This is a genomic window from Azospirillum tabaci (assembly GCF_014596085.1).
GTDB classification, from domain to species: Bacteria; Pseudomonadota; Alphaproteobacteria; order Azospirillales; family Azospirillaceae; genus Azospirillum; species Azospirillum tabaci.
Window position 1 is genome coordinate 205,496 of the sequence record NZ_JACCJY010000006.1, and the last position, 25,746, is coordinate 231,241.

Annotated in this window: 20 protein-coding genes, 1 tRNA gene and 2 pseudogenes; 10 read left to right on the forward strand and 13 right to left on the reverse strand. The window is 64.6% G+C overall.

The window, feature by feature from the left end; genetic code table 11:
- Position 1: 1 nt before the first annotated feature.
- From H0B54_RS10325 to H0B54_RS10345, 5 genes are all read right to left on the reverse strand, one after another.
- Positions 2–1,477 carry a restriction endonuclease subunit S gene (locus H0B54_RS10325; protein WP_188260215.1) on the reverse strand — a complete coding sequence of 492 codons (1,476 nt, stop codon included), beginning with the start codon at positions 1,475–1,477 and terminating at the stop codon, positions 2–4.
- On the reverse strand, positions 1,474–2,925 hold the full coding sequence (locus H0B54_RS10330; RefSeq protein WP_188260216.1) for a class I SAM-dependent DNA methyltransferase: 1,452 nt from the start codon (positions 2,923–2,925) through the stop codon (positions 1,474–1,476). Before H0B54_RS10330 ends, H0B54_RS10325 begins: the two co-directional genes overlap by 4 nt.
- 18 nt (positions 2,926–2,943) lie before the next feature.
- Entirely contained in the window at positions 2,944–4,140 is a 1,197-nt protein-coding gene (locus H0B54_RS10335; protein WP_188260217.1) for a hypothetical protein, read from the reverse strand.
- Positions 4,141–4,205: 65 nt separating this feature from the next.
- Positions 4,206–7,964 carry a type I restriction-modification system endonuclease gene (gene hsdR, locus H0B54_RS10340; RefSeq protein ID WP_343068923.1) on the reverse strand — a complete coding sequence of 1,253 codons (3,759 nt, stop codon included), beginning with the start codon at positions 7,962–7,964 and terminating at the stop codon, positions 4,206–4,208.
- Positions 7,849–8,934, reverse strand: a complete 1,086-nt coding sequence (locus tag H0B54_RS10345; protein WP_188260219.1) for a hypothetical protein — start codon at positions 8,932–8,934, stop codon at positions 7,849–7,851. The genes hsdR and H0B54_RS10345 overlap by 116 nt, the downstream gene beginning before the upstream one ends.
- A gap of 222 nt (positions 8,935–9,156) precedes the next feature.
- On the opposite strand from H0B54_RS10345, the gene H0B54_RS10350 reads away from it, so the two are divergent.
- Genes H0B54_RS10350 through H0B54_RS10365 form a run of 4 tightly spaced genes read left to right on the forward strand, consistent with a single transcriptional unit; the run spans position 9,157 to position 16,614 of the window.
- The gene (locus H0B54_RS10350; protein ID WP_188260220.1) at positions 9,157–11,301 is read left to right on the forward strand and encodes a hypothetical protein; all 2,145 of its coding nucleotides are present in this window, start codon (positions 9,157–9,159) and stop codon (positions 11,299–11,301) included.
- A gap of 11 nt (positions 11,302–11,312) precedes the next feature.
- Positions 11,313–12,275, forward strand: coding sequence for an OmpA/MotB family protein (locus H0B54_RS10355; protein WP_188260221.1), 963 nt, complete (start codon positions 11,313–11,315; stop codon positions 12,273–12,275).
- Positions 12,272–13,711 (forward strand): EH signature domain-containing protein, encoded by a 1,440-nt coding sequence (locus tag H0B54_RS10360; RefSeq protein ID WP_188260222.1) that lies wholly within the window; start codon positions 12,272–12,274, stop codon positions 13,709–13,711. The genes H0B54_RS10355 and H0B54_RS10360 overlap by 4 nt, the downstream gene beginning before the upstream one ends.
- Positions 13,708–16,614: a DEAD/DEAH box helicase gene (locus H0B54_RS10365; RefSeq protein ID WP_188260223.1), complete on the forward strand. Its 2,907-nt coding sequence runs from the start codon at positions 13,708–13,710 to the stop codon at positions 16,612–16,614. Before H0B54_RS10360 ends, H0B54_RS10365 begins: the two co-directional genes overlap by 4 nt.
- A gap of 293 nt (positions 16,615–16,907) precedes the next feature.
- On the opposite strand, the pseudogene H0B54_RS10370 reads toward H0B54_RS10365, so the two are convergent.
- The 7 genes and pseudogenes from H0B54_RS10370 to H0B54_RS10385 all read right to left on the reverse strand — a co-directional run.
- Positions 16,908–17,085: pseudogene (locus H0B54_RS10370) on the reverse strand (transposase); the annotation flags it as partial.
- A 418-nt stretch (positions 17,086–17,503) separates the two neighbouring features.
- Positions 17,504–17,701 carry a transposase gene (locus H0B54_RS30495; protein WP_211109292.1) on the reverse strand — a complete coding sequence of 66 codons (198 nt, stop codon included), beginning with the start codon at positions 17,699–17,701 and terminating at the stop codon, positions 17,504–17,506.
- On the reverse strand, positions 17,613–17,834 hold the full coding sequence (locus H0B54_RS29475) for a hypothetical protein (protein WP_211109303.1): 222 nt from the start codon (positions 17,832–17,834) through the stop codon (positions 17,613–17,615). Before H0B54_RS29475 ends, H0B54_RS30495 begins: the two co-directional genes overlap by 89 nt.
- Before the next feature lie 3 nt (positions 17,835–17,837).
- On the reverse strand, positions 17,838–18,167 hold the full coding sequence (locus H0B54_RS29480; protein WP_425490025.1) for a transposase: 330 nt from the start codon (positions 18,165–18,167) through the stop codon (positions 17,838–17,840).
- Positions 18,083–18,262, reverse strand: a pseudogene (locus tag H0B54_RS30500) (transposase); the annotation flags it as partial. The pseudogene H0B54_RS30500 and the gene H0B54_RS29480, both read right to left, overlap by 85 nt.
- 367 nt (positions 18,263–18,629) lie before the next feature.
- The gene (locus H0B54_RS10380) at positions 18,630–19,100 is read right to left on the reverse strand and encodes an ArsR/SmtB family transcription factor (protein WP_188260224.1); all 471 of its coding nucleotides are present in this window, start codon (positions 19,098–19,100) and stop codon (positions 18,630–18,632) included.
- Between the two features lie 204 nt (positions 19,101–19,304).
- Positions 19,305–19,736: a hypothetical protein gene (locus H0B54_RS10385; RefSeq protein WP_188260225.1), complete on the reverse strand. Its 432-nt coding sequence runs from the start codon at positions 19,734–19,736 to the stop codon at positions 19,305–19,307.
- 151 nt (positions 19,737–19,887) lie between these two features.
- Between H0B54_RS10385 and H0B54_RS10390 the strand changes: the two genes are divergently transcribed.
- The 6 genes from H0B54_RS10390 to H0B54_RS10415 all read left to right on the forward strand — a co-directional run bounded on the left by H0B54_RS10390 (position 19,888) and on the right by H0B54_RS10415 (position 25,607).
- Positions 19,888–20,490, forward strand: coding sequence for a hypothetical protein (locus H0B54_RS10390; RefSeq protein WP_188260226.1), 603 nt, complete (start codon positions 19,888–19,890; stop codon positions 20,488–20,490).
- A gap of 91 nt (positions 20,491–20,581) precedes the next feature.
- Entirely contained in the window at positions 20,582–20,821 is a 240-nt protein-coding gene (locus tag H0B54_RS10395) for a hypothetical protein (RefSeq protein ID WP_188260227.1), read from the forward strand.
- Positions 20,822–20,828: 7 nt separating this feature from the next.
- The gene (locus H0B54_RS10400; RefSeq protein WP_188260228.1) at positions 20,829–20,987 is read left to right on the forward strand and encodes a helix-turn-helix domain-containing protein; all 159 of its coding nucleotides are present in this window, start codon (positions 20,829–20,831) and stop codon (positions 20,985–20,987) included.
- 152 nt (positions 20,988–21,139) lie between these two features.
- Positions 21,140–22,858: a site-specific integrase gene (locus H0B54_RS10405; RefSeq protein ID WP_188260229.1), complete on the forward strand. Its 1,719-nt coding sequence runs from the start codon at positions 21,140–21,142 to the stop codon at positions 22,856–22,858.
- Positions 22,858–23,943, forward strand: a complete 1,086-nt coding sequence (locus tag H0B54_RS10410) for a tyrosine-type recombinase/integrase (protein ID WP_188260230.1) — start codon at positions 22,858–22,860, stop codon at positions 23,941–23,943. The genes H0B54_RS10405 and H0B54_RS10410 overlap by 1 nt, the downstream gene beginning before the upstream one ends.
- 2 nt (positions 23,944–23,945) lie before the next feature.
- Positions 23,946–25,607, forward strand: a complete 1,662-nt coding sequence (locus tag H0B54_RS10415; protein WP_188260245.1) for a recombinase family protein — start codon at positions 23,946–23,948, stop codon at positions 25,605–25,607.
- On the opposite strand, the gene H0B54_RS10420 is transcribed toward H0B54_RS10415, so the two are convergent.
- Positions 25,564–25,640 (reverse strand) — tRNA-Met (locus tag H0B54_RS10420). The two genes, H0B54_RS10415 and H0B54_RS10420, sit on opposite strands and share 44 nt — an antisense overlap.
- Positions 25,641–25,746: the final 106 nt, after the last annotated feature.

The window sequence follows — 25,746 nt, forward strand, 5'->3', positions numbered from 1 at the left end:
CTCAGCCCGCCTTGCGCGCACGCCCGCGCCGGGGCTTCTCCCCCGCCGCCACGCTCTCGGCGCGGATGCGCTCCAGCAGGACGGAGGCCGGCTCGTCGTCCGGATCCTGCGGGACGAGTTCACCCCGGAACGCCTTGGCGAGGATGGATTGGTCGAGGGCTGGCAAACGCTCCGATACGGAACGCCATGCAGCACGAAATACCTCGACGCGCCGCAATGCTTCCTCAATCCGGGCACACAGAACGACCTGTTCGGCGGGCGGAATGACCGGGACGGGGAACGCCTTCAGCTTCGACAGGCTAATCGATGCGAGATTTACGCTTTGCTTCCCCTCACCGAAGAAATATTTCTGACCAAACGTATTTCCGAAATGGGAGATCAGGAACGGGTTGATCTCGGCTGACAACAGGCGGGCGCGGAATACGTGGTTCTGGTGGATGCAGCGGTCGATCTCACCTGACCAGACCCAGCCTCGTCCCAGTTTGTCACGGTCGCCGCCTTCATTAAACAGAATGTCACCCCTGCGAAGACGCAACTGTTCAACTTCTTCTGCCGTAGCCTCAATTTCCTTTACTTGGGACAGGTCGAGGAAGCCACGCTGGACGTTGGCGACGCGCAGATAGGGTACGCTCTCCAGCGCCACACCGGCGGGGCGCTTTTTCCCCTTCGCCAGCCCTCCCTTCACCTCGGCAACGTCGGACAGCCGCGCCCAGCGCCATGTTTCGGGTAGCTTGACCGGAATATCCTCAGCTTCGACCTCCTCGCCCCTCACACCGTTGCGGGCCAGGAATGCCGTAGCCGTTTCCACTTCCGGATGCGCTTCGCGCCAATCCGCCGTCAGATCTCCACGGAAGGCGGCGGCGAGGATGGATTGGCGGTAGCGGTCGATGAGCGCCGGCAGAGCGTCCAGCGCCTCGCGCGCCCGGCGCGAACGCGCCGTCAGCGCCTCGATCTTCTCGACGATGCGGCGCTGTTCGGCCTGCGGTGCCAATGGAATTGGAGCCTTCTTGAGATCTTGGATGTTGATCCGCAACCGGCCAATCCCATGGGTCAACTCCTCAACGGCCTTTCGACCAATGGGCGAGTTAAGCCAATGCATGACAAATCGAGGCTCGATGTGCTGCGTGGGCTTGAAGCGCAAACAATCGGCTTTTACCAGTGCCGGACCAATATCCTTTGGTATTTCGCAGCACCGCCCAACCGGCTCTGCAAGAGCAGCCACGACCAAGTCTCCCGGGCCAATCGCATGCTTTTTCAATTCTTGATAATGAGACTCTTCGATGTATGCCCGGTCGATGTCATTGAACGTCCCGACGCCAATGTTGCCGAGCCGCACAACCCGAACGCCCGAAGCCACATAGTGGGTCGACTTTAACTTGCTGCCGAAGGGGCCATCGGTGAGCGAGTTCGCTTCAGGGGCTGGCAAATCGCCTATTTGGGCAGTGGCCCACCCCACCGGCAATTCACCCTCGCTCATTCCGCTGCCTCCGCCGCGGTGCCATCCGCATCCTCGTCCGGTCCCAGCATGTCCGCCAGCGCCTCCATTTCCTCCAGCGCGGTGCGCAGGGTGTCGATGATCTCGGCGGCGATCACGTCGGGTTCGGGCAGTTCCTCGTCGGCGTTTTCGTCGCGCAGCCAGGTGATGTCCAGGTTGTCGCCGCGCGCGGCGATCTGCTCGCGGGTGAAGCGGCGGAAACGGCCCTGCTCGCCCTCGTCCGTTCGGGGCGCCTTGCCCAGCGGGTCGGGACCGAAGGCGGCCTCGAACTCGGCGAAATGCTCGCGCGTCAGCGGGCGGGTCTTGCCGAACTGCGGCATGTTGGAGCGCAGGTCGTAGACCCAGACGTCCCCGGTGTTGCCCTTGTCGGTGCGGCCGCGCGTGAAGAACAGCACGTTGGTCTTGACGCCCAAGCTGTAGAAAATGCCGGTGGGCAAGCGCAGGATGGTGTGCAGGTCGCACTTGTCCATCAGGTCGCGGCGGATGTCGCGGCCGGCGTTGTCCTCGAACAGCACGTTGTCGGGCAGCACCACCGCGGCGCGCCCGCCGGGCTTCAGGCCGCGGTGGATGTGCTGGAGGAAGGCCAGCTGCTTGTTGGAGGTGGGATAGGTGAAGTCGTCGCGCGACGGCAGGCCGCCGCCCTTCTTGGTGCCGAAGGGCGGGTTGGTGAGGACCAGGTCGGCCTTGTGCAGCCGCGCCCCCTGCTCCGACAGCGCGTCGCCGAGTTGCAGGTCGCCCGAGACGTCGTGCAGCATCAGGTTCATCAGGCCCAGCCGGTGGGCGTCCGGCACCAGTTCCATGCCGTAGAAGGCGTTGTGGCGCTGGAAATACTGCTCGGACTCGGTCAGGTCCCACAGGTCGTTGGTGTGGGCCTTGATCCAGCGGTCGGCGGCGATCAGGAACCCGCCGGTGCCCGCCGCCGGGTCCTGCACATACTCGCCCGCCTTCGGCCGCATCAGCGCGACCATGCTGTCGATCAGCGGGCGCGGCGTGAAGTACTGCCCCGCCCCCGACTTCTTCTCGGTCGCGTTGCGCTCCAGCAGGCCCTCGTACATGTTGCCGAGGCCTTCCTCGCGCGCCGAGTACCAGTCCAGCCCGTCGATGGCCTCCACCAGCGCCTTGAGGATGCGCGGCTGGCGCAGCGAGGTCTGCGCGTTCTGGAAGATCGCCTGCACCTGCGCCGAGCCCTCCGCGCCGAGGTGGATCAGCAGTTCCTTGTAGAAGGTCAGCTGCTCCACCCCCTGGCGCCGGCGGATGTCGGCCCAGCGGTAGTGCTCGGGCAGCTGGTCCTCGGCCCCGGTCTCCGCCGCCATCTTGAGGAAGATCAGGTAGGTCAGCTCCGTCACGTACTGGTGGTACGTGATCCCATCATCCCGCAGGATGTGGCAGAGATTCCAGAGCTTGGCGACGATGTCGGTTGTGGCGGTCATTTTTCCACTCATTTTAAACTAAATAAGCTCCAAAGATGAATAAAAATTTCCTCCAATCCTAAGTTCGGAGAATCCATTTTCTGATTTCGACGTTATTTTTCCGTTGCGACGCAACCCAGGACAAGATTTTCCGATATCTTCGCTATCAATGTCGTTTATGGAGATACCATTAATAGCTGATTTCTCAACACCTTGGCGAATTATCGCGCTACTAAACTCCAACCCATTGACTATAACTGGTAAATTGAAGTTAATTACCGCCTCCCTACCCATGAACACCCCAGAGCCGATCGAAAATTGCTGCATCGATCCTCGCCTCAGTTCGGTCACAGCATTTTCCTTTCTTTTACTGGCCTGTCTCCGGAGAGAGTCCACATGGGAATCTGGAAGGTCTAACCTTTCAGCATAGTCGACCCCACCATCAGGATCCATGATTACTGATGAAGTAGACGGCAAGCCAGCAGCGCACAGAAGTTTTCCGACCATACCTCTTACTAAAGCATCATCAGCAATAGGAAGATCCTGCTCCGACAAAACTAATTCTGCCTGCCATTCGGGATCGGCAACCACTATTTTTGAATCATGATCTTTTCCAGAGCACTCAACCAGCGTCCCAACCACAATTCGCTCTCCAGAAACCGCGGCGGGAAAACTCATATTTTTTATTTGCGTCATCCCAGCCTGAATTTGCTTATTCAATGCAGAATAGCTACTTTGCGTTCCCTTGCATTCAATCTGATGATAAAAATCCGGCCCATATGACTTGCACACAAAATCAGGCGTCTTCCGAGCACCACTCTTTGCAACTTTTCCAATATAGTGGCCTCCCAGTTTTCGGAGTAGACGTTTTTCAAAATACGCTCCATCACAAAATTCCTCAAATTCAAGAAGTTCCTTCATACAATAAAAGGCGAATCCCATGCCAAAATCATCACTCAAAATTGTCTTTTGATGTGAATCGAGTTCATTGCAAAAAGCGTTCAAAGCCAGCTTCCTGCCGTCATCCACACATGAGAAATATCGCAACCAAGCCCAATACTCGGCCAATGAAATTCCTGATGCGCTTCCTGGGATGGTGACTAATCCTATAATAAGAAGAACTTCCGACAGTGGAAAACAAAAGCTGCAAGTACCTGTTGGAAACGTTCCGGGAACGGCTCGACTTACCGCAGCCCAAGAACTAGCATCAACGCTAAAATCGATCCATTTCTTCATTTTCTCACCATATGATTAATATTTTTCTTAGGGAAATGCGGCATACATTGCTCTAAGCAAATTTATTACCCAACTTTCCCCCAAATCCCCTCGCCGATCTCCCCTAGGATCGCCTCCAGCCGCCCGTCGAACACCCGGTTCAGCCGTGCGAAGCCGCCGCCCTGCTGGCGGAACTCGCCCTGATCCAGCGTCTCGCGGTCGATGACGACCTCCTTCTTCATCTGCCGGGCGATGCGCTCCAGCCATTGCCGCTGCGCCTGCGTCCAGGGACGGCTGGATAGCACCCGGCGCATGGCGTGGTCCACACGCTCGTCGTAGGGGAAGAGCGGATCGCCCAGCGCTGCCTGGCGGATGTAGCCGATGATCGAGGCGGCGATGTCGGCGTTGGTGGCGTCGCGGAAGGCGGCGCGCAGTTCCGCCTCGCCGAAGCCGTCCTGCTCCAGCTTCAATCGCACCTCGCGAAGCTGCGCGCGGGTCAGGTCGCGCGGGGCGTTGGCGACGGCGGCGAGCGCCGGGATGCGGTTCAGGTTCTCGGTGAGATAGCTGCGGAAGCTGGCGAGATAATCCTCCGGCCGGGTGATGCCGGGGCCGTAGCCGGTTTCCTCGTGACGGAACGAGTCGGCACCGGTGTAGAGCGGCACGTGGATCGGGTCGTCGCCGATGCGGGTGTCCAGCATCTCCATCAGCGCGCGATGGTCGAGCAGCAGGCGCGCCGCCTCCTCGGGCAGGGCCTCGCGCAGGCGGCGGATGAAGTTGTCCGGGTCGGTGCCCGCCAGCTCGCGGAAGCGGCGGGCGCCGCTGTCGGACAGGCGGCGCTTCTTGCGGTGCAGCTTGGCGACGATCTGGCCGACCAGCCAGCGGGCCTGCTGCGCCCGGCGCTCCTCCACCTCCGGCGGGCCGATGAAGGGGGCTGGCCCTTCCTCTGCGAATCCTGTTGGGGCGAATCCCGTTGGCGCGAAGCCGGTCGGCGGCGGCGGCGCGTCCACCGGCGTGCCGGTGGCCTCGGCCAGTTCGCCCATCAGCATGGCGAAGGTGATGTTGGGGTTCGCCACGACCGGCCGCATCTCCGTCAGGTCCTGCATGGCGGCATAGAGGCCGACGGCGTCGAAGATGCGGAAGGCGGTCTTGTGCTGGCCGGGGCCGAACAGGTCCTCGCACAGGCGGGTGCCGCGGCCGATCATCTGCTCGTACAGGATGCGGCTGCCGACCCGGCGGATGAAGACGAGGTTGACGATCTCCGGCACGTCGATGCCGGTGGTCAGCAGGTCGACGGTGACCGCGACCTTGGGCAGGGCCTCGTTCTTGAAGCGGCGGATCTGCTGCATCGGCTGGTCGGCCTTGCCGGTGATCTTCACCACCGCGTCGTCCTCGACGGCGCCGTAGCGCGCGGCGAAGGCCGTTTTGAGCGCGCCGACGACGATGTCGGCGTGCCGGTCGGTGGCGCAGAACACCAGGGTCTTGCCGGGCAGGCCCGGGTCGATGTGCCCGGCCAGCCATTCGGCGATGACGCGGTTGAAGTCCGGCGTGATGACCTTGCGGTTGAAGTCCTCGACGTCGAACCGCACCTCGTCCGGCAGATGGACGAGGTCGAGCTGGCCCGTTCGGGTGTCCAGCACGTCCACGGCCGCGCCCGCGTCCCAGTGGATGCCCTGCTGGCTGAGCGCGGTGTGGGCGCGCAACGGCGGCTCGTGGTCCACCAGCCAGCCGTCGATCACCGCCTCCTGGTAGGTGTAGCGGAAGGCCGGCTCTCCGAAGATCTCCACCGTGTGCAGCGCCGGGGTGGCGGTCAGGCCGATCTTCACCGCGTCGAAGCGGTCGAGCACGCGCCGGTACTTGGAGATGTAGTCGCCCTGGTCGCGGAAACGGATCTCGTCGTCGCCCATCTCGCGGTCGAGCAGGTAGCCGCGGTGGCACTCGTCCACCACGATGCAGTCGTACTGGTCGATGGGCGGCGGGTCGTCGCTGTAGAGGGTGCGCTTGACCAGCGCCTGGACGGTGGCGATGTGCAGCTTGGTCTCGGGATCGGGGGCGATCTCGCCCAGGTCCTTCACCGCGAAGATGTCGGCGAAGACCTGCTGGTGCTCCATGCGCGTTTCCTTGAACGCGTTGCCGGCCTGCTCGCCCAGCGCCGTGCGGTCCACCAGGAACAGGATGCGGCGGAAGCGCTGCGCCTTCAGCAGGCGGTAGACCAGGGCGATGCAGGTCTTGGTCTTGCCGGTGCCGGTCGCCATGGCCACCAGCACCTCGCGCCGGCCGTTGCCGATGGCCTCCTCGATCCGGCGGATGGCGCGCTCCTGGTAGTCGCGGAGCGGGAAGTTGAAGGCGAAGGGGTCGCGCGCCAGCCGCTCCTGCGCTGCGTGCGGGTCGTTGCGCAGCAGCTCCAGCAGGCCGGACGGGGTGTACCAGCCGTCCAGCGCCTTGCGCAGGTTGTCCGCGTGGCGGGCGTCGCGGAACCAGGTGCCGGACGCCGTCTCGAACTGCCGCAGGAAGGGGCGGCCGTTGGTGGCGAACAGGAAGGGCACCCGTATGGCGCCCCACGGACCCTCCACCGGCGGTGCCTCGTCGCCATGGGTGACGAAGCCCTCGGCGTAGCGGCGCGCCTGGTCGATGGCGGCCGGGGCGTCGGCGTTGCGGCGCTTGGCCTCCACCACGGCCAGGGCGGTGAGCCCGGCGAACAGCACATAGTCGGCCGGGCCGTTCGCCGTCGGCCATTCCGCGATGGCGAGATTGCGCCCCTTCTGCGGCCGGGCGCCGGCGGCGAAGGTCAGGGCTTCGCTGTCGGCCTGCCATCCGGCATCGCGGAGTTGGGCGTCGATCAGGCGGCGGGTCTCGCGCTCGTCCAGGTCGATGCCCTGGCCGACCTCCTGCGCAAGCTCGACGCGGTGCTGGATCGCCTCGGGCGCTTCGGCGGCGGCGCTCGCCTGGGCGGTGGCCAGTTCTGCTTCCAGGCGCGCGCGGTCGGCGTCGGCCTCCTGCGCCAGCCGCTCCCACTCCAGACGCTCGGCGTCGGCGCGGGCGGCGCGTTCCTCGGCGGACAGGCGCCGTTCGGCTTCGGCCTGCGCCTCGGCCGCGATGCGCTCGTGCGCCAACTGCTGCTCCGCAACCGCCTTGCGCAGCCGCTCCAGCTCTGCCTTCAGCGCCGCGCCCTCGGCACGCGGATCGGGCGGCGGCAGGAAGGGGCTGGGGGCAAACGCGCGGTCGCTCGTGACGGTGCGATGAAACCAGACGCCCAGCGTGCGCGCGTGCTTCAGGCAGGACAGCGCGGTCGCGTGGTCGCCGTCCAGGTCGTGGGCGGCGGCGTTGCCGGCCTTGCGGATGAAGTGGAAGAGGTCCCCGACCTCGCGCGTCAGGGCGCCGCGGTCGCGCAAGCGGCGCAACAGGTCCGCCTGTTTCTCCTCGGGCGACGTCCACAGCCCCAGCTTCGCCGCGGTGAGCTGGGCCAGCAGTTCGGCGAACTGGCGCAGCTTGATGATGGCGGTGTTGGCATCCTCGGCGAAGAAACGCTCGGCCAGCGCCCCCAGCCGGTCGAGCTGGGTGTCATGCTGCGCCAAGAATGCGAAATTGACCGACCGGCCCAACATTTCCTCCCAGAGAGCACACACTATACGGCGCGCAACGGGGTATGTCACCGGACGACCGCGACCTGGAGTAGACCAAGCGCTACTGCGTCGGTGCCGAAAGACGGCCTGTCGCGACGGCTGCCACCGGTCAGCCGCGGGATCGTAACCATGCAATGTCCCTGGGTTGCTCAGACTTGTGGGACACGAGCACCTCCCATCTGCGGTCTTCCGGATCCAGACGCGCGTAAATCCGGCCGGCGTCATCCTGGCCGTTGGAAATGTGCCGTTCCCACCAGCGGTCGGCGCCCTTGACCTTTTTCCAGTTCGCCGGGGTTCCACCGGTGCCGGCGGCGAGTTCCGCGAGGGCGCCATACAGGAACCGGCGGTCGGAGAACTCCACGGCGGCCACGTCCAGGCTGGCGCGGAGCAAGCGGATGCGGGGCAGCAGGCTGGCAAAGACGGCGGCCACCTCCTCGCTCAGCCGCCCGGGTGCCGCCGGGCGTGGCGTCGGCGGAGCTTCCAGCGCGAACGCTTCCGCGGCGAGGCGGTTCTTCGACTCCTCGACAAGCGTTCTTTGCAGTTCCTCTAAGTCGGCCTGCAACCGGTCGGCCCGGTCCCGGGCTTCGTCCTGGGCATCGGCGGGCATTCGCTCGGCCAGCGCGAGCCGCAAGGCGGCAACCTCCGCCTTCAGCGACGCCGCCGCGGCGTGTGCCCGGGCCAGTTCGCCTTCCACGAGGCGAAGCCGCAACGCCGCCATGTTGGCGGGACCCTCGGCCGACAGCAGTGCCCCATCGAGCAGGGCGCCAATGCGTGCCGCCAGAGCGCCCGGGGCAACGGCTTGGCTTTCGAACCTCACGAACCAGTCGGCGGCCAAGCCATCCACCGGTTCGCCGAGATACTGGCCAGACCGGATGACCGGGATCCCGTCGGCCGCCAGCCGCGCAGCCGCCTGTTCGCGATCAAGCACCGACCCTTGGATCAGCAGGTAGGCCTCCCCCACCCCCTCGACCACGGCGAAGCGTGCCACGGGCGGCATTGCCGCATCCGGCGCGGGCGGAACAGCGGTGGGGATCACAGCCTCCCCCGCGATGTCGATCCGATCCCCCTCCAGCACCAGATAGGCCAACCCCCGCCACACCACCGCCGCCCGCTGGTCGGGCAGCAGGGTCGCGCGGCATTCGCGCCTTTCGAGGAATTGCTCCCCGTCATAGATCGAAATGGTTATCGTGGGCATTCACAATACCGTTAGGGCATTTTCAAGAATTTGTAATTATAAACGCCATTGTATGCGAGAGGTTATTCAGGCGGTCATCACTCCATGAACATAGCTCAAGCCGTCGCTTCCATCATCTCCAACCCCTACACAATTGGGCTGGTTATCCTACTCCTCGTTTTTTGGGCAACGGCTTCGATTATCTCCCTGGATAACGGAACGAAGCTTTTTCTCCGCTCTCTTTTGGCCGCGAATGGCGAACTCGACAAATCCGCCGACGCTTTGTCCTTCGCCCAGCGCTATGAGGAGGTCAGCGCCAGCTTTGGGCGCGACCCGATCCTCGGCGGCGCTTGGCGGGAGTACCAGGAGTCGCTGCTTCTGCCACGGACGGCGGGCCGCCCCGTGCGCTCGACGACACGACCGGCGGCGTGGTTCAATCTGGACCTTCTGCGCGGGCCGGCCATTGAAACCGACTTGCGCTACCACGCGGCCATGCCGAATCTGCTGGTCGGCGCCGGACTGCTGTTCACGTTCCTGGGACTTGCGGTCGCGCTGGGCAGCGCCGGCGAGGTGGTGACCGGCACCGCGGCGGAACGCAACGGCGCTCTGCGGCAGCTGCTCGACACGGCGTCGTTCAAGTTCATCACGTCGCTGATGGGTATGCTGCTGTCCATCGTCTATGCGGTCATCCGCAAACACCGCCTGAAGCAGGTCGAACGCGCCCTGGACCGCTTCCAAGCGGCGCTTGAGTTGCGCATTCCGCTGATGACACCGGCCGCGCTCCAGCAAGAGACGAACGAACTGCTGGCGCGGCAGTCCGACTATTTCGAGAGCTTTACGAACGATCTGGCCGTCTCGCTCGGAAGCGCCATGGACCGCGCCTTCGACACGCGGCTGGGGGAGCACATCGGCCCGTTGGCGGACTCGATGAGCCGGCTGGCCGACGGCATGGCCTCGCGCAACGAGGACGCCATGCGCTCGATGCTCGACGCCTTCTTGGAGAAGCTCCAGGGGGGAACCGGCGACCGCATGCAGGGCGTTGCGGAGACGCTGTCGGGGCTGGGGGCGCGACTGGAAGGTCTTCAGCAGGGGTTGGGCGACGCCGCGGTGCGGATGGCGCAGTCCGCCGACGCCATGGCCGCCCGCATGGGCGAAGGGGCCGAAGCCGCGCTTTCCCGCATCACCGACCAGATGGGCGGCCTGACCGAAACACTGCGGACCGTCGCAGAGCAGAGCCGCACCGCCGGCGCCGAGGCAGGGCAGCACATGGCCTCCCGGATCGAAGCCGCGGCCACCGGCTTCGAGGAAGCCGCCCGTGGCGTTGCCGCCACCCTGGCCCAGGCCGCCGCCGCGATGGAAACGACCATGGGCCGGCAGGCGGAGGAAAGCGGCGCCCGCCTTTCGGCGTCGGTGGAGGCGATGGTGGCGGAGTTGCGGGCGCTCGCCGAAGGCAGCCGCAACGCGGGAACGGAGGCATTCAGCCATCTGGCCGCCCGCGTAGCGGAAACCACCGCCGGCCTGGAGCGGTCGGTGGAGCGGATGTCCGCCGGCCTGGAACGGGCGGCGTCCGAAGGCGGCAGCGCGCTGGGTCAAGGGGCGGAGCAAGCGGTGAACCGCATCGCCGACGCCACCGAAGGCATGAGGACCGAGTTGCAGGCCATGATGGCCGATCTGCGAACCGCGCTCGGTCAAGCGGGCGACGCGCTGCGGGAAAGCGGAACCGCCAGCGCCGCTACCCTCCGCACCGCTTTGGGCGAAGCCGGGGATGGTGTCGCGACGGCGTTGAGCGACGCCGCCGACCGGCTGGGCCGGGCAGGCAACGAGGCGGCCGACGCCCTCCGCAAGGGCGGCGAGGCCGCGGGCGGATCCATGCGCGATGCCGGCGGGCTGGTCGGGGAACGGGCCGGCGGGCTGGCCGGTCAGATCGCCGCCTTGGGTCAGGCCGCCACGACGCTCGCCTCCCGCAGCACGGAGTTCGAACACGCCGCCGCGAGGGCCGCCGAGCCCCTCTCCAAAGCGGCGGACACCATCAACGCCGCCAGCCAGAGCGCCCGCGCGGTCATGGAGCCGTTGGCCAAGGCCTCGCTGGAGGTCAGCCGTGCGGTCGAACAGGTGTCCGGTACCGCCACCCGCTTCACCACAGTGCTGGACGCCGCCCAAAAGCTGACCGCAAGCCTGGACGGCGCCGCACAACGCTTCGAAGGAGTGGACCGCGAGCTGGCGAAAACCCTGGACACTCTTCAAATCGGCCTTCAGGGCTTCACGCGCGAGATCGCCGGCTTCGTCAGCCAGACCGACCAGAATCTCGCAAAGGCGGCCACCCAGCTGGGCAGCTTGGTCAGCAATCTTGAGAGCACGCTCGAAGACTTCGTGCCGGCTGTGCGCTGAGGGAATGGGACATGGCGACGTCTACCGGAGCCGAGGACGAAGGCGGCGAGGGATACTTCGCCTCGATCAGCGACCTGATGGTCGGCGTGCTGTTCGTCTTCCTGCTGATGCTGACCGTGTTCGCCCTCAACTTCCGCGACGCGGAGGAAGAGCAGATGATCGAGCGCGCCCGCTATGAGGAGGCCCTGCGGCGCGCCGAACTGGCGGAGACCGAGGCGCAGCAGCAGGCTGAACACGCAAGGCTGGCCCAGGCAGAGGCGCAGCGCCAATCGGCGGAAGCGGCCCGGCAGCGGGCACAGAACGAAGAGCTGCGGCACTTGCTGACCGAAGCGGTCGCCCAACTCGAACGCGATCTGGAAAACCGCCAGAACCAGCGCAACCGGCTGTTGCTGTCGCTGGAGAAGTCCTTGCAGGACCAAGGGGTTCGCGTGTCGCTCGATCCCGGTTCAGGCATTCTGCGGCTGTCGGGCGACCTTCTGTTCGAGACCGGGCAGGCCGTCTACCGGGCGGAGGCGCAGCAGACCATCGTGACCTTGGCCGACGTCCTGTCCGGGCTGCTGCCCTGCTACGCCGTGGGCGGACGCGCGGACGGCTGCCCGCCGGACAGCATGCCGATCCTTGAAACCATGCTGGTGGAAGGGCACACGGACCGGCAGCCCTACCGCAACCTTGCCCCGTCGCAGTCACAGGCACGCAACGACCGCCTGTCGACTGACCGCGCGCTGGCCGTGTTCCAGACCCTGCGCCAGACCCAGCCAGTTTTGGAAGAGCTGCGCAACAGCGATGGACTCCCCTTGCTCGGCGTGTCCGGCTACGGCGAGCGTCGCCCCCTGCCCGAAGCCCAGGCGGCGACAGAAGAGGACTACCGGCGCAACCGCCGCATCGACCTGCGTTTCGTGCTGTCCGCCCGCACCTCTGAGGAGTTGCAGCGATTGCGCGACCGGATCCGCGGCCTGCTGGGCACCGTCCCATGAACCACACCGTCGAGGCTCTCAAGACCCTGCGCGCCGCCGTGGAGCTGCTGAGCCGCGGCGCAAGGCTGCCCGATGTGCCGGAAAGCGCGCGGATGGTGGCCGCGTTGGCGGCGGGCGACGCGGCCCCGGCGCTGCCGGCCGGCGATGTCCTTCAGGCAGTGCGCCAACGGCTGCAACAGGCTGTGCACAGTCCGCAGGGCTGGGATGCCGCGGCGCCACGCGACTTGCGGGATGCGCCCTGGCTGATGTGGGCGGACAAGGCGCCGCTGGCCACGCTGGACGGGCTGTTGGAAGCGGTTCTCCGGCTGGCCGACCGCCGCGCCGGGGTGCGCAGGACGCTCATCGAGGGGTGGCTGAAGGGTTTTGCGCCGGATGGCCCCCGGATTGCGGAGGCCGGTCGCGCCATCCGGCGCCTGATCACCGGCAATCCTGATGCGCGTCTTCAACCCTGGCGCCTGGCGGACAGCGGGTATCACCTCTTCGATGCCGCCCAGGGACCGAAGACGCTAGCGCGGCACATCCTGCAAAGCACCGATCCCGTTCCCGACCTGCTCGCCCGTGCGTGCCTCGACGATCCGCTGCGGGCCGTCTCCGGCTACATGCGCGCGGTTCAGGACGAGGTGCTCCAAATGGCGCCGGAATGCCTCGTCGGCACCGCCGGCGAAACCGCCATGGCGCGCCTGACGGAGTTCCTGGCGCCCAACGGTCGGTTGCGCTTTTCCGAACCGGAGGTCTACGGCCAGCTCGCGCGCAGTCTGCTGGCGCCCTGGATGACCGACCGTCGCACCCCCGACGATTCGGTGCGGGCTGCGGTGCAGTCCTTCCTCCTAGCCCATCTCCGCGACCCGCGCCTGCATCCGGAGCGGTGGCTGAAGGCCGGCGACGAGGCGATTGCCGAGATGCGCCGTTGGCTGGCGCGGGCGTCGCTCAACGCCTTCTTCGAAGTCATTGGCGATTACGCCTACGACAAGCATTGGCGATACCGCGAGGCTTTCTGGTCGGCTTGCCTGGAGGCCGGCGGCATTAATGAAGCATGGCTGGCCCTCGGATCGAACGTCCACGCCTCCGCGCGCGCTGTTCGTGACCTGAACGGTGCTTACGCCCGCTTGGACGGCCATGCCGATCAATCGATTCTTCTACTGCGCGTTCGGAACACAATCTTTTGCGAATGGAGCCACAACGGAAAGCTTCGGGCATGGCCGATCGACTGGAGGACGGCGCCGAGACTCTACCAACGGAACTACTCACGTGACGATGTGACCGGAGCCGGTCTCCCCTTCCCACCGAATCCCAGATATGGCTCCAACGGACGACGAGACTCCGGTGGTCTGAGCCATATCGGCTCAGACAGCAGCCGGTGGCAGGGCAGCGTCGCACGGATGCTGGCCGATCGCGCGGGGATCCATCTGACCCATCACGACTGGATGCCGACATGACCCATCGCTTCGCAGCCGACCCGCAGTCCGCCGGCGTCGAAATCCGGCTGATCGGACCGGCCGGACCTTTGGCGGTCGACCGTTGGGCAGTGACGGTTCCAGACAGCCTGCTGCCCGGCGTCGACTTGGCGCAGCGGCTGATCGCCGCCGACAGCGCCATCGCCGACAGCGACCTTCTGCTGATCGAACACCGGGCGGTCGCCGGCCTGTCGAACCGGGAGGCGTCGGCGCTTGGGCTTCCGCCCCCCGCACCAGTGGTGGCACATCTGCGGACCCGGGGCGTGATCACCAGCCCATCCTTCACCGTGGAGTTGGAATGGCGCCGCCCGACGGGCCAACCGGTGGTCGGAGCGACGCGGACGGGCGCCTTCCTGCGGATCGGCGGGAAGTGGGGACGGCTGTCAGACGCCCTTTTCCAGATCGTGGAGGGGGTCGATCGCGTGATTCAGGCCGCGGGCGACGACCAGGGCGCCCGCTTCGCCGCCATGTCGGCCCTGCGCGAGGTGCTGCCCGCCGCGATTGATGCCGGGACGGCCGACGCCGACGGGTTGATCGGTACGATGACCATCGCCGTCGCGGACTCCTTCTCGCTGGACCTGAGGGGCGACGGCGATGCCGCGCGGCTGGTGCCGATCCTGCATCGGGCGGGGGACGCTCCGGAGCAGCCGCTGCTGTCGGAGGACCGGCAACGGATCTTCGGCGAGGACCAGTTCAACCGCTTCACCACGGCCCGGTCCGTCTACGCGCTGGGCGGCAATTGGTACGCCGTGACGACGCCGGTGCTGCGCCGGGCGTTGGAGGAGGTGCGGCGCGTCCAATCGGCACCGCCGGCGACGCGACGGGCTCTGTTCGCGTCTCCCCGCGCCTTCCTGCGCGATGCGCTCGGACCCGACCTCGACGACACGGTCCTGGAGACCGTTTTTCGCGAGACCGCCGCCTACGCCGACCGCGTGGTTGGGCTGGGCCTGTGGCGACCCCGGGTCGTGCCCTGGGTGCCGCTTGCCCCCACCGACTGGTTCGGCGACGGCAAACGGGGCGATGCGGGGGGCAATGGGGGCCCGGCCGCGGCCTCTCCGCCGCCCTCTGGCCTGATGATCGGCGACCGGGCGGTGCCCCTGACGGAGGAAGAGGCCAACGCGCTGCGCGCGCGGGTTGAGGATGCCATCGGAGCCGGCCTGCCCAGCGTGTCGGTGCTGGTGGACGGGCAGGACATCCCCGTTCCGGCCACCACCGACACGCTGGCGGCCTTGAACAAACTCGCCGCCGACCGCATGCCGAAGGACCCACCGCCACCGGCAGAGCCGACGTCCGACGAGAAAAGCGGGCCCGAGGTGCTCTTGATCCGCCCGAACGAAGAAGCGGTGGAGGTTGAAGGACAGTTCTCGCCCCGCCCCGCTTCGTCGCAATCGCTGCCGCCGGCACTCGCCACGCCGCTGAAGCCGCACCAGACGGAAGGGCTGTCCTGGCTGCAACAGGCATGGACGATGGGCCGGCCGGGCGTTCTGCTGGCCGACGACATGGGGCTGGGCAAGACCCTGCAAGGCTTGGCCTTCCTCGCTTGGCTCCGGACCGGCATGGCCGAGGGCGCCATCCCGCGCGCGCCGGTCGCCGTCGTCGCCCCGACGGGCCTGTTGCAGAACTGGCGGGCCGAGGCCGACCGCCATCTCGTCTCCCCTGGTCTCGGCCACTGCACCGAGGCATTCGGACGCGGGCTGGCCGCACTGAAGCGCCGGAGTGCCGACGGCAGCCCGGCGCTCGACGTCGACGCGCTGCAGTCCGCCGACTGGGTGCTGACCACCTATGAGACCCTGCGCGACTTCGATCGTGACTTCGGCAAGATCCGCTTCGCGGCCATGCTGTTCGACGAGGCGCAGAAGATCAAGACGCCCGGCGTGCGCCTGACCGATGCGGCCAAGGCGATGAACGCCGATTTCCGCATCGCCATGACCGGAACGCCGGTGGAGAACCGCCTGTCCGATCTGTGGTGCATCACCGACGCCATACACCCGGCCGTGCTTGGCGAGTTGAAGAGCTTCAGCGCCGACTATGAACGGTCGCCCGATCCGGAGCGGCTGAAGCGCCTGAAGTCCTCGCTCGACGCCTGGCATGGCGGACGCGCGCCTCTGCTGCTGCGCCGGCTGAAGCAGGACCGCCTGCCTGACCTGCCGCTGCCGCAGGAGATCATCTACGAAACGCCGATGCCGCCGGTGCAGCGGAACGCCTATGAATCAGCCATCACCGAAGCCCGGACGGCGGAAAAGGCCGGTGCCATGCTGGGGGCGCTGCAGCGGATGCGCGCCATATCGCTTCATCCGGCCCCCGACAGCGCCGTCGGCGACGACGCATTCATCGCCGCATCCGCCCGCTTGACCGCCGCCTTCACGGCGCTCGACGACATTGCTCAAAAAGGCGAACGCGTTCTCATCTTCCTTGAGGACCTCGCGATGCAGGCGCGCTTGGCCGGCATCCTCCAACGGCGCTATCGGCTCCTTGCCCCGCCCATGATCATCAGCGGCCAAGTGGCCGGCACCGTCCGGCAAGCACGGGTAGACCGTTTCCAGGCAAGTGCCGACAAGTTCGACGCGATGATCCTGTCTCCCCGGGCTGGTGGCGTCGGCCTGACTCTGACCAACGCCAATCACGTAATCCACCTCTCACGCTGGTGGAATCCGGCAGTGGAGGACCAGTGCACCGGCCGCGCTCTGCGCATCGGACAGACCAAGCCCGTGTTCGTTCATATCCCCATGGCGGTTCTGGGCAAAGGTTGCTCGGCTTTCGACCGCAATTTGAACGCGTTGCTTACTCGTAAACGCCGCCTGTTCCATGAAGCGCTAATGCCGCCTTCTGGCACAGCCGAGAATCTAAATGAGTTGTTCGCAGCGACAGTCACCACTATCGCATAGCCTCATGGCAGAGAGTGAGGCACAGTTTTCAGAACTCCGCGAGGCGGGTTGCGACGATGAGGATGCAGGCTGACCTGCTCCCCAAGCTTCTTCCGCTCAGAGTGGGAGTCCCCTCATGTAATGCCCTGACCGGGCGTTGATGGCAACCGGGGCATGCCCCGGCCCCGGTTGCGGCGACATTCGCGTGGCAATCTCGATCAGCGCGGCGCCGCAAAGGCCGGATTGCGGTCGGACGTAGGTGTAATCGCTGTGCCACACCGCCAGAACGGCACGGGCATGGACGAGCGAGGTGAACAGCCTCTTCAGCCGCTTGGCTTCCGACACCTCCATACCGCCGTACTTCGCCTTCCACTGGAAGAACGTCGCCTCGCTGATCCCGTGCTCGCGGCAGACCTCCGCCGTTGGCCTGCCGGCATCCTGCTCACGCAGGATTCCAATGATCTGTTCCCCGCTGAACCGGCTCTTCTTCATGTCCGTCTCCTTGCTCGACAGACTCTAAATCAGCGTGGAGAAGTTTCAGGGGAGCGGGTCACTCTGCGTATACCAGACAATTATGGTCCAATGGTTATGAGCTGATGGCTATGGAAGGGTGATTTTTACTTCCAACAAAAAGGCCAATGTTAACGCTATGTTGACGCCAGTCAGTATTCCCATCAAAAACGCAAACAGGCCTGTACGGCTCCGCCGCCCTTCGATCACATCCCGACTCTGCTCCGACGCACCGTCCATCACCCAACCTCATAAATAGGCCGTCTGGGGAGGAGCCCATTAAAAAATCTGGCATCCTTATTGGCTCCATTCAAGTCATCATCTGAGCTAATGTGGTGTGCGCTGATGTGGTGGACGGCGCCTCCATCTTTTTGAAACGGTGGCAAGCTGACAGCCTGTTTCAAAAGGCAGGTGAAGGAAGCCGCCTTCGGTTTGGATGAACGAGACGGTGCAACATGATTCTGATGGCGGCGACGGTGACCATGGCCTCGGCGATGTCCGTGCATTCCTCATGATCCTTGGACAACCGTCGCCATCGTCCGAGCCATCCGAAGGATCGTTCGACCACCCAGCGGCTGAACGAGGATGAAGCCGCCACCGGCGATGCGCCGGACGATGATCAGCGTCAGCCTGAGCAGGAAGTAGGCGAGGATCACCGGCATCCGGATGTAGATGCTGTCGGCGAAGACGGCCCGCAGCCAGCAATACAGCCGCTTGATCCGCGTCAGCAACGCTCAGCCAGTGCTGTCGGCATCCTGGATGTCGACAGCGTGGACGAGAACACCGAGCATGAAGCCCGAAGTGTCGACGGCGATGTGACGCTTGCGGCCCTTGACCTTCTTGGCCGCGTCGAAGCCGCGCGCTCCCCCTTTTCCGTGGTCTTCACGCTCTGGGTGTCGAAGATGGCGGCGGTTGGGGTCGGATCGCTGCCCTCCTGCTCGCGCAGCATCACCACCAGATGATGACGCAGGTTTTCCCACATGCTGGCTTCCAGAAAGGCGCGGAAGTAGCTGTAGGCTGTGGGACAGGGCGGGAAGGCCGGTGGGGGCGGCAGGCAGCGCCATTGGCAGCCGGTCCGCACCACGGTGAACAGGGCATCCAGCAGTCGGCGCATTCGCCGGGCTTGGCCGACGGGATCAGAGGGGCGATCAGCCGGTATTGGTCATCGCTCAGCGCTTGGCCGGCGCCGTAATCGCCAACCAACCGGCGGTCCTCGGGTGTCCACATCGGCGGCCTTCGGCAATGGGTTTCCCTGCCAATAGCCGCCGCCTCAAACCCTCGCCCCGTCGGTACAGCTTTCGAAACGGGCTATGAGCGCGACAAGGTGATGTCTGCATTAATCCGCGGAAATCATCAAGGTCAGCAGCCATCGGCTGCAATAACAAGATGGACACGTGGATGCACCCTTCTCGGCCAGTCAGCTCGGATTTCCCTCATGCGCCAGAGGGGTCACCCACACATGGGTCTTCCAACTGATTACCCACCCCATAGAGTTACAGAGGCGATTTCTTCAAATAATACTTATTTTATGAGGGAAATTTCTCCTGTTTATCATTTTTATTATTCCCATCATCTTTCTGACTCGGAAGCCTGTATGACATATGGCGCTCAAAATCTTTACCAACAACCGGATCATTTACCTCCGCCAGACCATTCATAGCTTGCTCAATAACAACATGAACCCAAACCGGCAATTCGGGGGCGATACTGTATTTAACCCATGACGCGTCCCTTTTCCTGCAAGCGAGTCCTGCGTTTTTAAGTATCGCCAAATGCTTAGATACCTTTGGTTGCGGAACTTGCAAAAGAAACGCCAGATCATTAACTGCCATGGCCCCATTAAGACGCATCATGATGATACAGCGGAGGCGAATGGGGTCTGAGAGCGCTTGGAAAAGGGAACACGCATATTCCAGCATCAGAATATCCTTTTTAGAGCATATCTCTTGCGCAGCATATCCGCTTTTCGGATATGCGAAATCCAAATATCCTGACATGCGCATATCCGTCAACGGCAATATGAGAGTCGCCCCCAATCGCTGATCTGCGTTGCTATCCCCGGCATATAAGCAGCAGACGACGAGAAAGCGCACACGGCACCGTGCGCGCTTTCTGCTTGAAACCGGCGTTAGGAATGATGCTCGGATCGGCGTCGCTATCCACGCTGTGATGGTCGACGCTGCCCTACTTGCGCTCGCGCCTCAGTCGGACAGCGATTTCTCTCCGATCACGCCAAATATCACGAAAACGAAGCGCCGCCATTCTGCGGCAGTCCAATCCTCCAACCGGCCTTTCCCGATCGCGTGCGTGAACCTGAGGGTCAAATCCGCGGCCTCCTTGACCCGCTCGCTCTGCAAGATTTTAAGGTCGTCAGCAGCATTCACTGAAGCCTGGACGACCCAGACGATCCGCGACAACAGCCTTTCGAGGTCGATGCGGGAGAGAGAGGCGAAGCCGTCCTTTCCGACATGGCGGAGGTATGCGCCTGCCGCCAAACGTGCGCTGGCGAGCGCGTAGCGCAGCAGGGCTGCATGGTCATTTTGCCTCGCGTGGCGTGGGGACAACCTGCGATACGCCTCGCTGAACATCAGTGGGCGCGTGTTCGCAACGTTGCTGTCGTAAACACAAGACATGCACTAATCCTTTCTGATTAGGTGAAGAGGGAACGTTCCTGAAGGATTCGGTGATAGTTTCAGTCCGACAGCGGTTGTACCGGCGTCGACACTCTCCGCTGGCACGGCCAACCACTGAAAAACTCTCGAACCCGAATTAACCGAGGCAACTATGGCCGACGGATCTGAAATCGTGCGTGATGCGCTTCTCAATCACCAGCTGCACAAGGAGTGGAAACTTGATCAGTTGGTCTACCTGCTACGCTGCGGGCTTCTGTCGTTTCAGGCGCAGCGATGGGTGGCACGCTTTCTCGACAACTCCGAAAAGGCACCGTTCAGATTTGTTTTGAAGCGTCGTACCGTCCAACGTCCGCCGTCCTACCCAAATGCGGCACACGACGCTTTGTGGGGGCCATTGCTCCACAAGCTGGACGTCAACGAGCTGGTGCGGCGTCTGCAAGGCGGCTGCTTGGCGCCCGACGACCAACGTTGGCTTGCCGAGTTGTTCGACCCGAACTCGGACGCTCCATTGCTGTTCGCCATCCGCCTCCCGAAGGGCGGCCAATCCATTCCGGATCGCAAGGGGCAACTTGAAGCCTTTGGAGAGCTCATTGCTCCCCGGTTCGAACAGGTGAGCAACCAGAAGCGGTTGGTCGCGGAACTCATGCAGGAGCACCAGCGCTCGCGTTCCTACATCTACGAGGCTCTGCAGGCCTACCGGGAACTCGAAGAGACGAGGACCGCGATGTTCCTGGAAAGCCTGGAGGATAAATAGCCCTATTCGGCCGGACTCCACGCTTGTTGCAGCAATCCGGCCAATTCACATTATGGGGGCTCGTTTCCACTGCGTTCCCTCAAAGACGAGCATGATCACCCCGGATTCCCTGCACTCCGTTCGGCGCCATTCGCATCCGCCCGTGACGGCGGATTGCTTTGACGACCGCCCGAGCGACGACACCAGCCTCATCGGGCTTTCCCGCTTGCTGGCTCGTGTCGCCGCCAAGGCGTGGATCGAAGGGACCAGCGACTTCGGAGATTTGCCCGGCTTCCGCGACGCCAAACCTGGAGCCTCCGATGCCGAAGACCTTTCCTTCCAAGACGGCTGAGCCGCGCATGCTGACGGTCGAACAGGCCGCGGATATCACCCAGACCTGCTCGCGGTGGATCCGCGAGCAGATCAAGGCTGGACACCTGCACGCCCACCGCTTTGGGCGCCTCGTCCGCATCGCTCCCGAAGACCTGGAAGTCTTCATCAAGATGCACCGTCGCTAATTCACCTGGATTCCTCATAATTCTGCCCATTTCAATGAGTTGAGAGGCTATTGGGAGAACACCACGGAGCAAAACCTTCCGTTTTGTCCCGTGATACTGTCCCAAAACGGTCACCAGGATCGCGCCACTCCATACCATTCCACAAGGTTCCCATGGACACCATTTCCTCCGCCCTCAGCACGACCACGCCGACCATTGCGAACAAGCCGCGCACGCTCGCCGAATTGCTGGATAGCCTCGACGCAGCCGATCTCGAGGTTGGCAAGCAGCGAGCCCTGCGTTCGTCGATCGTTTCCATCGCCAAGCTCCTGAAGGCTACCCCCGATCAGCTGGAGGCCAACGAGCGCGCCTTGCTGGCTCGCCTGCACAAGCTGCACCCGCGCGAGGTCGGCGTCAGCGCCAAGCGCCTGCAGAACCTGCGGGCCGATCTCACCCGCACGCTTCGGCTGGTTGGCTGGTCCGAAGGCCGCAATACCCAGACCTTCACGGAGGCCTGGGCAGCCCTCTATGAGCAGGTTCCCAGCAAATTCACGCGCTATGCCCTGACCCGCTTCTTCCGCTTCTGCTCGGAACGGGACATCGCTCCGGAGCATGTCGATGACACCGTGGTAGCCGGTTTCCGTCACTACCTCGACAAGGTGGACTTCTGCCGCGGCCCCGCGACCATGCAGCGCGATCTGGTCCGCATCTGGAACCGGATGACGACGGCTGTCCCGACTTGGCCGAAGACCCGCCTCACGTTGCCGCGCTCGCCCCGGCAATGGTCGCTGGAATGGCATTGCTTTCCCGAAAGCCTGCAGACCGACGTCGACAACTGGCTCGCGCAACTGACCGGTGACGATCCCTTGGCCGAATTCGGCCCCAAGAGGCCGATGAAGCCGAGCACACTCAAGGCGCGCCGGCAGCAGGTCCGCATGTGGGCCTCCGCCATCGCCTTGCGCGGCAACGACCCGAGCACACTCAAGTCGCTCGCTGATTTGGTCACCATGCACACATTCAAAGAAGCGCTGCGGTACCTCATCACGGACAACGGGCACGGCAAGGCACAGCCGGCTGCCCTGGCCATCGCCATGCTGGGCGCCGCCCAGCACTGGGTGCGTCTGCCGGATGATCAACTGGAAGAACTGCGCACCGTCGTCCGGCGCATCAGGCCGCCGCGGCAAGGGATGACCGACAAAAATAAGTCCATTCTGCGCCAGCTCGACAACCCGGCCCGCCTCGCCGACCTGCTGCAGTTTCCCCAGCGGGTGACCGACAGCGTTCACCGCCAGGCGCTCGGTACCCGCGGCGAAGCGCTGCGCGTTCAGACCGCCGTCGCTGTAGAACTTTTGCTGATGACGGCCATCCGTCGCGCCAACTTGGCCACGCTCTGCCTCGACCGCCACTTGCGTTGGACCCGCTCACCGATCGGCGACACCGTCCACATCGTGTTGGAGGCGCACGAGGTGAAGAACGGCCAAGATCTCGCCTTCGAGTTGCCGCCTGCGTCCACCCGTCTGCTCAACCTCTATCTGCGTGAGTATCGCCCGCAGTTGACCGAGCCGGACAACCGCTATTTGTTCCCCGGCAAGGGAGCTGGCCACAAAGCTCTCCACCGCCTGTCCGAACAGATCAGCACTCAGGTCCACAAGGAAACCGGACTGACGGTGACGGCGCACAGCTTCCGTCACATCGCCGCCAAGCTGAACCTGCAGCACGACCCGACCAACTACGAAGGGACCCGCCAACTGCTCGGGCATCGGAACATCACCACCACGGTGACCCACTACGCCGGTGAGGAACGCGCCGCGAACATCCGCCGTTATGATCGGCTGGTCGAAGATCTCCGCTCCAGGCCATCGCTCTCCCAACGCCGCATGGAGGCTCGGTGATGCCCCGCGGCCGCCGCCTTCTGCCGTTGGCCCCGCTCGCCCTGAAAACCTGGCCGGACGTTGACCGGCAGGCCTGGGAGACGGCACGCGCCGGTTCGGACCCGCTGGACGATCCCGGTCTGGCCGCCCATTGGCGTGCCGTCACCGCGGACCACACCGTCCTGTGCTACGGTCACTGGCTGGCATGGCTCGCCGATCAGAGCCTGCTCGATCCCGTCCTTCCGCCGGACGGCCGGATCACCCGCGAGCGCGTGCATGGTTATCTCGCCTACCTGCGCCGTTCCCTGGCACCAAAATCGATTGCGACCATGATCACGCGCCTGCACGAAGCGGTCCGCGTCATGGCGCCCGGTGCCGATATCGGTTGGCTGCGCACCGCCGCCTCTCGGTTGGAAGCGCAGGCGGTGCCGGCGCGCAGCAAAATGGATCGGCTGGTTGAGACCAACCGCCTCGTCGAGGCCGGCTTGCGTTTGATGAGCGAGGCGCAGTCCAAGCGCAATCCGCGCACCCGGGCGCTCCACTACCGCGACGGATTGTTGATGGCCTTCCTGGCGCTGCGGCCCATCCGCCTGTCCAACCTCGCGATGATGGCGCTCGGCTTGCACGTCCTCATCGACGACGATTCCGTGCTCGTGCGCTTTGCCGGTTCCGAGATGAAGACGCACCGACCACTGGAATTCCCGTGGCCCAGTTCTCTGGTGCCCCATTTGCATGCGTACCTTACGGAACATCGCCCGGTCCTGTTGGAGGGGCTGGCGTCGGACGCTTTGTGGATCGGCCGGCTTGGGCCCCTCGACCTCAAAAGCGTGCAGCAGATCCTGCCGCGGGTAACCAAACGGACGGTTGGGGTTGCGATCCCGTCGCACTTCTTCCGGGACTGCGCGGCGACCACCGTCGCGCTTCGGGCTCCCGAGGAGGTGGCGATCATCATGTCCATTCTGGGCCATGCCACGTTGCGGACATCGGAGCGCTACTACAACCATGCGGCCTCGCTGAACGCCGCCCGACAATTGCAGGACACCGTGCAGCACTTGCGCAGGACAGGGCCGGGAACCCGGGGCCGACGCCCGAGCGTGGAGGGCTGAACATGAAAGCCGTCATCTACGCCCGCTACAGCTCCGACCAGCAGCGTGACGCCTCCATCGAGGACCAGGTTCGCCTGTGCCGGGAGCGTCTCGCTCGGGAAGGCTGGACACTCACCCAGACCTACGCTGACCGGGCGATCAGCGGCGGTTCGTTGTTGCGCCCGGGGATTCAGGCGCTGATCGAAGACGCGATGGCCGCCCGCTTCACGGTTGTGGTAGCCGAAGCGCTGGACCGGATCAGCCGTGATCAAGCGGACGTCGCTGCCTTCTACAAGCGCATGCAGTTCGCCGGCATCCGCATCACCACGCTGGCCGAGGGGGAAATCACCGACCTGCACGTCGGCTTGAAGGGCACGATGAACGCCCTCTTCTTGAAGGATCTGGCCGACAAGACGCGGCGCGGCTTGCGCGGCCGGGTGGAGGCTGGTGCTTCGGCGGGCGGGCGGTGTTACGGCTATGATATCGTGCACGCCTTCGGGCCCGATGGGCTGCCGGTGCACGGACAGCGGCGCATCAACGAGGCCGAGGCGGCCGTTGTCCGTCGGGTTTTCCGCGATTACGCAACCGGGCTGTCTCCCAAGCGCATCGCCCTCGCCCTCAACGCCGAAGGCATTCCCGCCCCGAGCGGCGGGACCTGGGGGCCGTCCACGATCAATGGCAACGCCGAGCGCGGCACCGGCGTGCTCAACAACGAACTCTACATCGGCCGGCTCGTGTGGAACCGTCAGCGCTACATCAAGGATCCGGACAGTGGGAAGCGTGTGTCGCGGCTGAACGCACCCGACCAGTGGGTCGTGCAGGAGGTGCCCGAATTGCGCATCGTCGACCAGGAGCTTTGGAATCGGGTGAAGGCGCGCCAAGCGCAGATGACGAACGACGTCCGTGGTGCTGCAGGCGGTCCGCAGGAGTTCTGGGATCGACGTCGTCCCCGTTTCCTGCTGTCGGGTTTGATCCGTTGCGGCTGCTGTGGCGGAGGTTACTCGAAGATTTCCGCCAACTTGTTCGGCTGCTCGGCGGCACGCAACAAAGGTCCGACAGCGTGCGGCAACCGGGTGAACATTCGCCGCGACGTGCTCGAAGCGACGGTGCTGGATAGCCTGCGCCAACGGCTGATGGAGCCGAAACTGTTCAAGGCGTTCTGCGAGGAGTTCACCGCGGAACTGAACCGCCTGCATGCCGCCGAGAGCTCGACCGTGGATCAGGCCAAAGCAGAGTTGGCGCGGGTCGAGCGGCGCATGGGCAAGCTGGTCGACGCCATAGCGGAAGGGGTTCCGGCCCGGTCGGTGAAGGACGAGCTTGTCCGGCTGGAAGCCCGGCAGGAGGAACTCCGCCTAGCTCTTGCCGAAGCCCCTGCCAAGCGTCGCCCCCTCCTCCACCCCAACATGGCGGAGCTGTATCGGGCACGGATGACGGCGCTGCAGGACGCGCTGATCACGCCCGACACGCAGGCTGAGGCGGTGGAACTGATCCGGTCGTTGGTCGAGGCCGTGGTGCTGACGCCGGAGGACGGTACGCTGCGGGTGGACCTGCACGGTGCGCTGGCCGGCATCCTGGCGCTGTGCTCCGAAACGCGAAAGGCCAGCCCCGTCTCCGGGGCCGGCCTTGCCGAGCAAATAAAGTTGGTTGCGGGGGCAGGATTTGAACCTGCGACCTTCAGGTTATGAGCCTGACGAGCTACCGGGCTGCTCCACCCCGCGGATGTCCTGCTGGTGGGAACCGGCCAGTGTGGCGACGATTGTCGAGTGTGACTGACGCCTTGCTGCGTCCACTCCGGTGTGGTGTGGCGTGTGCCGTGGTGACCTG